Annotated in this window: 9 protein-coding genes; 6 read left to right on the plus strand and 3 right to left on the minus strand. The window is 71.5% G+C overall.

Annotated features, from left to right (window positions below):
* Together AC1DUQ_RS11560 and AC1DUQ_RS11565 are read left to right on the plus strand one after the other, a co-directional pair.
* Window positions 1-639, plus strand: a 639-nt coding sequence (locus AC1DUQ_RS11560) for an NYN domain-containing protein (RefSeq protein WP_477073822.1), incomplete at its 5' end; no start/stop codon positions are given.
* Between the two features lie 38 nt (window positions 640-677).
* Window positions 678-896 carry a hypothetical protein gene (locus tag AC1DUQ_RS11565; protein WP_477061755.1) on the plus strand — a complete coding sequence of 73 codons (219 nt, stop codon included), beginning with the start codon at window positions 678-680 and terminating at the stop codon, window positions 894-896.
* A 4-nt stretch (window positions 897-900) separates the two neighbouring features.
* On the opposite strand, the gene AC1DUQ_RS11570 is transcribed toward AC1DUQ_RS11565, so the two are convergent.
* Window positions 901-2,715, minus strand: coding sequence for an AMP-dependent synthetase/ligase (locus AC1DUQ_RS11570; protein ID WP_477061756.1), 1,815 nt, complete (start codon window positions 2,713-2,715; stop codon window positions 901-903).
* Window positions 2,716-2,926: 211 nt separating this feature from the next.
* On the opposite strand from AC1DUQ_RS11570, the gene AC1DUQ_RS11575 reads away from it, so the two are divergent.
* The gene (locus AC1DUQ_RS11575; protein ID WP_477061757.1) at window positions 2,927-3,874 is read left to right on the plus strand and encodes an ROK family glucokinase; all 948 of its coding nucleotides are present in this window, start codon (window positions 2,927-2,929) and stop codon (window positions 3,872-3,874) included.
* Window positions 3,875-3,891: 17 nt separating this feature from the next.
* Here AC1DUQ_RS11575 and AC1DUQ_RS11580 read toward each other — a convergent pair whose 3' ends face one another.
* The gene (locus tag AC1DUQ_RS11580; RefSeq protein ID WP_477061758.1) at window positions 3,892-4,533 is read right to left on the minus strand and encodes a hypothetical protein; all 642 of its coding nucleotides are present in this window, start codon (window positions 4,531-4,533) and stop codon (window positions 3,892-3,894) included.
* 134 nt (window positions 4,534-4,667) lie between these two features.
* On the opposite strand from AC1DUQ_RS11580, the gene AC1DUQ_RS11585 reads away from it, so the two are divergent.
* From AC1DUQ_RS11585 to AC1DUQ_RS11595, 3 genes are all read left to right on the plus strand, one after another.
* Entirely contained in the window at window positions 4,668-5,468 is an 801-nt protein-coding gene (locus tag AC1DUQ_RS11585) for a lysophospholipid acyltransferase family protein (RefSeq protein WP_477073823.1), read from the plus strand.
* Between the two features lie 83 nt (window positions 5,469-5,551).
* Window positions 5,552-6,772 carry a pyrophosphate--fructose-6-phosphate 1-phosphotransferase gene (locus AC1DUQ_RS11590; protein ID WP_477061760.1) on the plus strand — a complete coding sequence of 407 codons (1,221 nt, stop codon included), beginning with the start codon at window positions 5,552-5,554 and terminating at the stop codon, window positions 6,770-6,772.
* Window positions 6,769-8,121 carry a class II 3-deoxy-7-phosphoheptulonate synthase gene (locus tag AC1DUQ_RS11595; RefSeq protein WP_477073824.1) on the plus strand — a complete coding sequence of 451 codons (1,353 nt, stop codon included), beginning with the start codon at window positions 6,769-6,771 and terminating at the stop codon, window positions 8,119-8,121. Before AC1DUQ_RS11590 ends, AC1DUQ_RS11595 begins: the two co-directional genes overlap by 4 nt.
* A gap of 53 nt (window positions 8,122-8,174) precedes the next feature.
* On the opposite strand, the gene AC1DUQ_RS11600 is transcribed toward AC1DUQ_RS11595, so the two are convergent.
* Window positions 8,175-9,230, minus strand: a 1,056-nt coding sequence (locus tag AC1DUQ_RS11600) for a Stk1 family PASTA domain-containing Ser/Thr kinase (RefSeq protein WP_477073825.1), incomplete at its 5' end; no start/stop codon positions are given.

The following is a 9,230-nucleotide window of genomic DNA, read 5'->3' on the forward strand; positions in this document are numbered from 1 at the left end:
CGTCGGGCGGCGCAGGCCGAGCGCACGGCGGCCCGGGCGGAGCTGCGGGCGGCCCGCAAGCTCGCCGACGTCCGCGTCCGCCTCCTCCTCGACACGATCGTCGACGCCGCGAGCGGGCTGCGCTCCGAGCTCGCGCTGCCGCCGGTCGCGGACCTGCCGGCCGACCTCGTCAGTCCGCCCACGGAGCGCACGGCGGTGCGGCCGGGCTCGCGCGGGCGGTCGGTCGAGGACCCGGAGCTGCTGGACGAGCTGTTGCGTCAGCCGTGGGCGCACCTGATGGTCGACGGGTACAACGTCTCGAAGTCCGGGTTCGGGGAGCTGTCGCTGGCCGACCAGAGGCGTCGGCTCGTCGACGGGCTCGCGCAGGTGGCCGCCCGGACCGGCGCCGAGGTCACGTGCTGCTTCGACGGCCAGGAGGGTCAGCAGCACCCGCCCGGCGGGTACGCGCGCGGTGTCCGGGTGCTCTTCGCGGTGGGGGAGATCGCCGACGACCTCATCCGACGCCTCGTGCACGCCGAGCCTCCCGGCCGGGTGCTCGTCGTCGTGACCAGCGACCAGGAGGTCGTGCGCGACGTCGAGGCCGCGGGCGCCTGGGTGGTGCCGTCCAGCACGCTGGTCGCGCGCCTGCAGCGCCTCTGACCGCGAGTGTGTCGGTGGTCGTGGCTAGCGTCCCCGGCATGATCATCGACTGCGACACCTGCACGGAGCGCGGGGCCGCGTGCGCGGACTGCGTCGTGACCTTCCTGACCATCCCGGTGCGCACCACGACGCCCGAGGCGATGCCTGTCGCGACCGCCGCAGGGGCGGTCGAGCTCGATGCAGCGGAGCAGCACGCCATCGGCGTGCTCGCGGCGTCGGGTCTCGTCCCGCCCCTGCGTCTGGTGCGCGCGGTGTGAGCCGTCAGTCTCCCGCCGGGCCCTCGTAGAGGGCGTCGATCTCGCCGGCGTAGTCCTTGAGCACCTCGTTGCGACGGATGCTCAGCTTCGGCGTGAGGTAGCCGTTGGCGATGGTGAGGTCCGACTCGAGGATCCGGTACTTGCGCACCGACTCCGCCCGGGAGACCGCCTTGTTCGCCTTCTCGACCGCCTTGTCCAGGGATGCCAGGACGTCCGCGTCCTTGGCCGCCTCGGCGAGCGTCATCGCCGGCTTGCCGTGCGCGGACAGCCAGCCGGGGACGCCCTCGGGGTCGAGGGTGATGAGCGCGCCGATGAAGGGGCGCTGGTCACCGACCACGACCACCTGGCTGATGAGCGGGTGCGCGCGGATACGGTCCTCGAGCACGGCGGGGGCCACGTTCTTGCCGCCGGCCGTGACGATGATCTCCTTCTTGCGACCCGTGATCCGCAGGTAGCCGTCGTCGTCCAGGGACCCGAGGTCGCCCGTGCGGAACCACCCGTCGTGCATGGCCTCCGCGGTCGCCGCCTCGTTGTTGTGGTAGCCGCGGAACACCTGGATGCCCTGGAGCTCCACCTCGCCGTCCTCGGCGATGCGCACGCCGCTGCCCGGCAGGGGGATGCCGACCGTGCCGATCTTGGTGCCGCGTCCGGGGCGGTTCACGGTCGCGGGTGCGGTGGTCTCGGTCAGTCCGTAGCCCTCGAGCACGTTGAGGCCGAGACCGCGGTAGAAGTGACCGAGCCGCTCGCCCAACGGAGCGCCGCCCGAGACGGCCCACCGCGCGTTGCCGCCCAGCGCGTTGCGCAGGCGGTGCAGCACCAGCACGTCCGCCACCTTGTGCTGCAGGCGCAGCCAGAGGCTCGGGCCGTGCGGGTTGTCGAGCGCGCGCGAGTAGACGATCGACGTCTTCGCGGCCCGCTGGAAGATCGACCCCTTGCCGCCCGCTGCAGCCTTCTGCTCGGCGGAGTTGTAGACCTTCTCGAACACCCGGGGGACCGCGAGGATGAACGTCGGCCGGAAGGAGCCGAGGTCGTCGATGAGGGTGGCGGTGCTGGGGCTGTGGCCCAGGACGGCGCCGGCGGGGATGCAGAGCACCTCGATGAACCGGGCGAACACGTGCGCGAGCGGCATGAAGAGCAGCGTGCGCGCGCCGGGCTCGGCGAACACCTCGTTGATGTCCTCGACCGCGTTCACGGTGAGCAGGTAGAAGTTGCCGTGCGTGAGCTCGACACCCTTCGGCCGGCCCGTCGTCCCCGACGTATAGATGATGGTGGCGACGTCGTCGAGCACCGCGAGGCCGCGGCGACGGGTGATCTCCTCGTCGGACGTGCTCGCTCCGCCGGTGACGATGGTGTCGATCGCACCGTCGTCGAGGATCAGGACCTCGCGCAGGGTGTGCGCATCGGCGCGGACCTCGTCGACGACCGCGGCGTGCGCTGCGGTCTCGACGACGAGCAGCGAGACGTCCGCGTCGGTGAGGATCCACAGGACCTGCTCGGCCGACGACGTCTCGTACAGGGGGACCGGCACGGCGCCCGCGGCCCAGACGGCCCAGTCGATCAGCGACCACTCGTACCGCGTGCGCGACATGATGCCGACGCGGTCACCGGGCTGCACGCCTCGTGCGACGAGACCCTTGGCCACGGCGACGATCTCCGCGTCGAACTCCCGCGAGGTCAGGGGGATCCACGGGCCGCCCTCGTGCGTCTTGTGCTCGACGAGGACGCCGTCGGGCGTGCTCGCGACCCGGGCGGCGAGCAGGTCGTTGAGGTTCTTCGAGGGATCGACCTCGACGCGCAAAGGGATGTGGAACTCGTCCATGCTGGCTCCAGTGACAGGGGGGCGAAGTGTGGCCCCGACGATACGGGACTTCGGTCGCCCTGTGGGCAGCAGCCGAATGGGTACGCTCTGCGGCGGGCCTGGTCGCGGGGTCTTCCGGGCACGTGGGCCGGGGGCCGCGCAGGCGGATAGCGTGGAAGCCCGCACCGGACGGTAGCGAGCACGGTACGAGCGCGTAGGAGCACACACGAACATGCACGCCATCGGTGTGGACATCGGCGGGACCAAGATCGCGGCGGGAGTCGTCGACGAGGAGGGCACGATCCTCGCGCAGACGCGCCGGGAGACGTCGCCCGACGACGTCGCGGGGATCGACAAGGCCATCGCCGAGGTCTACCTCGAGCTGAGCGGTTCCTACGAGGTCAGCGCCATGGGCGTCGCCGCCGCCGGGTTCGTCTCGGCCGACCGTTCGTCCGTCCTGTTCGCCCCGAACATCGCGTGGCGCGACTACCCCCTGCGCCAGCGGGTCCAGGCGATCCTCCAGAACGACGACGTGCTGGTCGTCGTCGAGAACGACGCCAACGCCGCCGGCTGGGCCGAGTTCCGGTTCGGTGCGGGCCGCGACGTCGACGACATGCTCATGCTCACCGTCGGCACCGGCCTGGGCGGCGCCATCGTGTCCAACGGCGAGCTCGTGCGCGGGGCGTGGGGTGTCGCCGCGGAGATCGGGCACATGCGCGTGGTCCCCGGGGGCCACTACTGCGGTTGCGGCCACGAGGGCTGCTGGGAGCAGTACGCCTCGGGGAGCGCCCTGGTGCGCGACGCGCAGGCCACCGTGATCATCGAGCCCGACCGCGCCAAGCGGCTCCTGGAGCTGGCCGGCGGAGACGTCGACAAGCTCAACGGTCCGCAGGTCACGCAGGCGGCCCAGGAGGGTGACCCGCTGGCGGTCGAGCTGCTCGCCGAGCTCGGACGCTGGGTGGGCGAGGGCGCGGCGTCGGCCACTGCGCTGCTCGACCCGGCGCTGATCGTCGTCGGGGGAGGCGTGGCGGACGCGGGAGATCTGCTCCTGGTTCCCGCCCGCAAGGGCTTCGCGGAGCAGCTGTCCGGACGTGGGCACCGGCCCGAGGCGAAGATCGTGGTCGCGTCGATGGGCAACGACGCGGGGATGGTCGGCGCGGCCGACCTCGCCCGCCTCTGAGGACGGGTGCGACCGGGTCAGACCACCGCGCCGGTGTCGTCGTCGTCGGGGTCACGGCGGTGCGGCATCCGCCACAGGAGCACGCCGACGCCCACGACGAAGAGGGCGGCGGCCGCCTGCACGAGCGCGGGCGGTGCGTCGCGCCACGCCACCAGGACCACCAGCAGGAAGAGCGGCACGCCCGCGGCGGCGAACCATGCCATCGTGAGCAGCGGGTCACCCCCGAGGATCGGCCCGGGATCGGGCGGCACGAAGTGCTCCTCGGCGTCGACGGCGCTCTCGGCATCGTCGATCTGCGAGGTCCCGTCCCAGTCGCGCCCGGACAGCTCGGGCTCACGCGTCGGCTCCTGGGCGGGCCGCACGACGCGTCGGTCGGCGACCCACGGCGCGACGGGGAACGACAGGCCGGTCGCGGGCTCGGCGGTCGTCGCTCCCGGTGGGGGCGTGGGGGTCGTGGGGGGCTCCTGGTCCTCGTCGAACCCGTCGAGCTCACCGAGGTCGGCCACGATGGCGGCCCACACCTCGTCGTCCGAGAGCGGCGGTGGTGCGGCATGATCAGGCGGCCCGTCGGGCGGGCCGGCAGGCAGACCGGCAGCCGGCGGTTCGTCGGCGCCCGTCGGCTGGACCCCCTCGTCGGGGTCGTCGGGGCGAGGTGCCATAGGAGCACTCTAGAGTCGGACCGGGTAGTCGGGGTGGCAGGTGCTCGGCCCCGGCTTCCGCAGGGAGTCGTCGGGGGGCGAGCGCAGGGCTCGGGTGGGCGGTCAGTCCGTGAGTCGGGTCGAGAGGTGAACCGTTGTTCTACTGGTTGATGAAGCGGGTCTTCGTCGGTCCGCTGCTGCACCTGGTCTACCGGCCGTGGGTGCGCGGCGCCGAGAACGTGCCGGAGGAGGGTGCCGCGATCCTGGCGAGCAACCACCTCGCGGTGATCGACTCGTTCTTCCTGCCGCTCGTGCTCGACCGTGAGCTCGTGTTCATCGGCAAGCAGGAGTACTTCACCGGCTCGGGGATCAAAGGTCGCCTCACGGCGGGCTTCATGCGCGGCGTCGGCACGATCCCCGTGGACCGCGGGGGCGGCAAGGCGAGCGAGGCGGCCCTGCGCACCGGGCTGCGACGCCTGAACGACGGCGACCTGTTCGGCATCTACCCCGAGGGCACCCGCAGCCCCGACGGCCGGCTGTACCGCGGCAAGACCGGCATCGCGCGCCTGGCGCTCGAGTCCGGCGCCCCCGTGATCCCGGTCGCGATGGTCGGCACCGACGAGGCGCAGCCTGCCGGTCGCAGGATCCCGAAGGTCATGCGCATCGGCACGGTCATCGGCGAACCCCTCGACTTCAGCCGCTACCAGGGCATGGAGAACGACCGGTTCATCCTGCGCTCGGTGACCGACGAGATCATGTACGCGATCATGAGCCTGTCCGGCCAGGAGTACGTGGACGTCTACGCGGCCACCCAGAAGGCGCGCATCGCCACCGGCCACCCGGCCGTCGCGGGCGACGCGGCCGACCATCTTCCCGCCGCGCCGGGAGGACGTCCCGTGCCGGACGTCCAGGTGCCGGTCCCCCCGCAGGACGGGTCCGGGACGTCAGTAGGATGACGCGGTCGGCCTGAGCGTCGGCACCGTGGGCGCGCCCGACAGATCGTGCGCGTCGAAGGCAATGTCTACGAGAGGTGTTTCTCATGTCGGTTCGTCGCGTCGCCCTCCTGACCGCAGGTGGCTTCGCTCCGTGCCTGTCGTCCGCCGTCGGTGGGCTCATCGAGCGGTACACGGAGATCGCTCCCGACATCGAGATCATCGCGTACCAGCACGGGTACTACGGCCTCCTGCGCGGCGACAAGATCGTCGTCGACGCGGACACGCGTGCCAAGGCCGGCATCCTGCACAAGTTCGGCGGCTCGCCCATCGGCAACTCGCGCGTCAAGCTCACCAACGCGAAGGACTGCGTCAAGCGCGGCCTCGTGCAGGAGGGGCAGGACCCGCTGAAGGTGGCCGCCGAGCAGCTCAAGGCCGACGGCGTGGACGTCCTGCACACCATCGGTGGCGACGACACCAACACGACGGCTGCCGACCTCGCCGCGTACCTGCACGAGAACGGCTACGACCTGACCGTCGTCGGCCTGCCCAAGACGATCGACAACGACGTGGTGCCCATCAAGCAGTCGCTGGGCGCCTGGACCGCCGCCGAGGAGGCCGCCGGGTTCGCCGCGAACATCATCGGCGAGCACCGCTCCGGCCCGCGCATGCTCATCGTGCACGAGGTCATGGGCCGGCACTGCGGGTGGCTCACCGCCGCCGCGGCCGCCGAGTACCGCAAGTGGCTCGACACGCAGGAGTGGGTCCCGGGCATCGGCCTGACGCGCGAGCGCTGGGACATCCACGCCGTGTTCGTGCCGGAGCTGGCGCTCGACATCGACGCCGAGGCCGCGCGCCTCAAGGCGATCATGGACGAGCAGGGCAACGTCAACATCTTCCTGTCCGAGGGCGCCGGCATGCACGAGATCGTCGAGCAGCTCGAGGCCGCCGGCACGCCCGTGGAGCGCGACCCGTTCGGTCACGTCAAGCTCGACACCGTGAACCCGGGCCAGTGGTTCGCCAAGCAGTTCGGCGAGAAGCTGGGCGCCGAGAAGACGATGGTGCAGAAGTCCGGGTACTACTCGCGCGCCGCGGCGGCGAACGCCGAGGACCTGCGCCTCATCAAGTCGATGACCGACCTGGCCGTGGAGTCCGCGCTGCGCGGCGAGTCCGGCGTCATCGGTCACGACGAGGAGCAGGGCGACGTGCTGCGCGCCATCGAGTTCCCGCGCATCGCGGGCGGCAAGGCGTTCGACGTGTCGCAGCCCTGGTTCGGTGCGCTGCTGGAGGACATCGGACAGTCCCTGGTCCCGGCGAGCCACTCATGAGTGTCGAGTCGGACCCGCAGGTCGTCGCGGGGCTCGACGCCTGGCGGTCGATGGGCGCGCTCCAGCAGCCGCAGTGGCCGGACGCGACCGCCCTCGACGCGGTGACGGCTCGGCTGTCGACGCTCCCGCCGCTCGTGTTCGCGGGCGAGGCGGACCACCTGCGCGCGCAGCTGGCGGCCGCCGGGCGTGGCGAGGCGTTCCTGCTCCAGGGCGGTGACTGCGCGGAGACGTTCAGCACGGCGACGGCGGACAACATCCGCAACAAGATCAAGACGATCCTGCAGATGGCCGTCGTGCTCACGTACGGCGCCAGCCTGCYGGTCATCAAGATGGGCCGGATGGCCGGGCAGTACGCCAAGCCCCGCAGCTCCGACACGGAGACCCGCGACGGCGTGACGCTGCCGGCGTTCCGCGGCGACATCATCAACGACTACGAGTTCACCACCGAGGCCCGCACGCCGGACCCGCAGCGGCTGCTCGAGGCGTACCACACCTCCGCGTCGACGCTGAACCTCATCCGGGCGTTCACCACCGGCGGGTTCGCCTCGTTGCTGCGCGTGCACGAGTGGAACCGCGGCTTCATGGCCAACCCGTCGTACTCGCGCTACGAGGAGATCGCGGCGGAGATYGACCGGGCCATCCGGTTCATGGCGGCCTGCGGTGCCGACTTCGACGCGCTGCGCTCCGTCGACTTCTTCTCCAGCCACGAGGGCCTGCTGCTCGACTACGAGCGCCCGCTGACCCGCATCGACTCGCGGACCGGGCTCCCGTACGACTGCTCGGCGCACTTCGTGTGGATCGGTGAGCGCACCCGCCAGCTCGGCGGCGCGCACGTGGACTACTTCTCGCGCGTGCAGAACCCGCTGGGCATCAAGCTGGGCCCGACGACCACCGGTGACGACGCGCTGGCGCTCATCGACAAGCTGAACCCGCAGGGCGAGGCCGGGCGCATCACGTTCATCACCCGCATGGGGGCCGGCAAGGTCCGTGACCTGCTGCCCGCGCTCGTCGAGAAGGTGACGGCCGACGGTCGTCCCGTGACGTGGGTCTGCGACCCGATGCACGGCAACGGGATCACGTCGGCGTCCGGCTACAAGACGCGCCGGTTCTCYGACGTCATGGACGAGGTCGCCGGCTTCTTCGAGGTGCACCGCGGCCTCGGCACGGTGCCCGGTGGCCTGCACATCGAGCTCACCGGCGACGACGTCACCGAGGTGCTGGGCGGGTCCGAGGAGATCGACGACGAGGGCCTGGCGCGGCGGTACGAGACGCTCGTCGACCCGCGTCTGAACCACCAGCAGTCGCTGGAGATGGCGTTCCAGGTCGTGGAGCTGCTCCGCGCGTCCTGAGGTCGTGAACGACGAAGCCCGGTCCCGCCTGCGCGGTGCCGGGCTTCGTCGTCTCAGACCACGGTGAGGACGATCTCCGTACCGACCTTGACCGGCTGACCCGCGGGCGCGCTCTGGTCACGGACCGTCCCGAAGAAGCCGCCCAGCACGTTCTCGCGCTTCACCGTGAGGCCGAGCTTCTCGAGCTGGGCCTTGGCGGCGTCGAACTGCTTGCTGACGACGTTGGGCATCTCGACGTTCTCCGGGCCCTTGGAGACGTTCACCGCGATGGTGTCGCCTCGGTGGCCCTCGGCTCCGGCTGCGGGGTTCTGGTCGATGATCAGGCCTGCCGCCACGGTGTCGCTGAACGCCTCGGTCGGTGCGAGCTTGAGGTTGTCGGTCACGAGCTCGGCGGTCGCGTCCTCGACGCTCATCCCGACCACGGAGGTGATCGTGACCGGCGCGGGTCCGTCGGAGAGCGTCAGCGTCACGGTCGTACCGCGGATCGTCTGAGTGTCGGGCGCGGCGGGCGTGCCGTCGGGAAGCGTCGCGCTGATGACCTCGCCGAGGCCCTCCGAGTCGCTGAACTCCGGCTCCGTGTAGGCGACCTCGAAGTCGGCGGCCGCCAGAGCGGCCTCCGCCTTCGCCTGCGCCTCGCCGATGACACCCGCGGGCACGAGCACGTAGTCGGGGCCCTTGGAGACGGTGAACGCCACGGTGCCGTCCTTGCGGATCCGGTCACCCTGGCCGGGGTCGGTGCGGAAGACCGTGTCGACGGGCGCCTCGGCGTCGAAGGCGGACGTCGGGTCGGCGCCGAGACCGGCCCGCGCAAGGATCGCGGTCGCCTCCTCGGCGTCCTGCCCGATGATCGTCGGGACGGTCGTGTAAGCGCCCGGGCCCTGCTGGAGGTACCACCAGGTGCCGCCGCCGACCAGCGCCGCAAGGATGGTGAGCACGATGATCCAGCGGGCGCGATGACCCTTCCGGGTCGGCTCGGGCGGCCGGCCGGTGAGCAGCTCCGCGGCGACGCCGAGCCCGATGGGCAGCGCGACGGTGGTCCCGCGGGCGTCGTTGACCTCGATGAGGGTGGTCTCGTCCGGGTCGGAGTCCGGCTCGTCGAGGTCCTGCCC

It is taken from the genome of Cellulomonas sp. P4_B5_2, assembly GCF_056402235.1.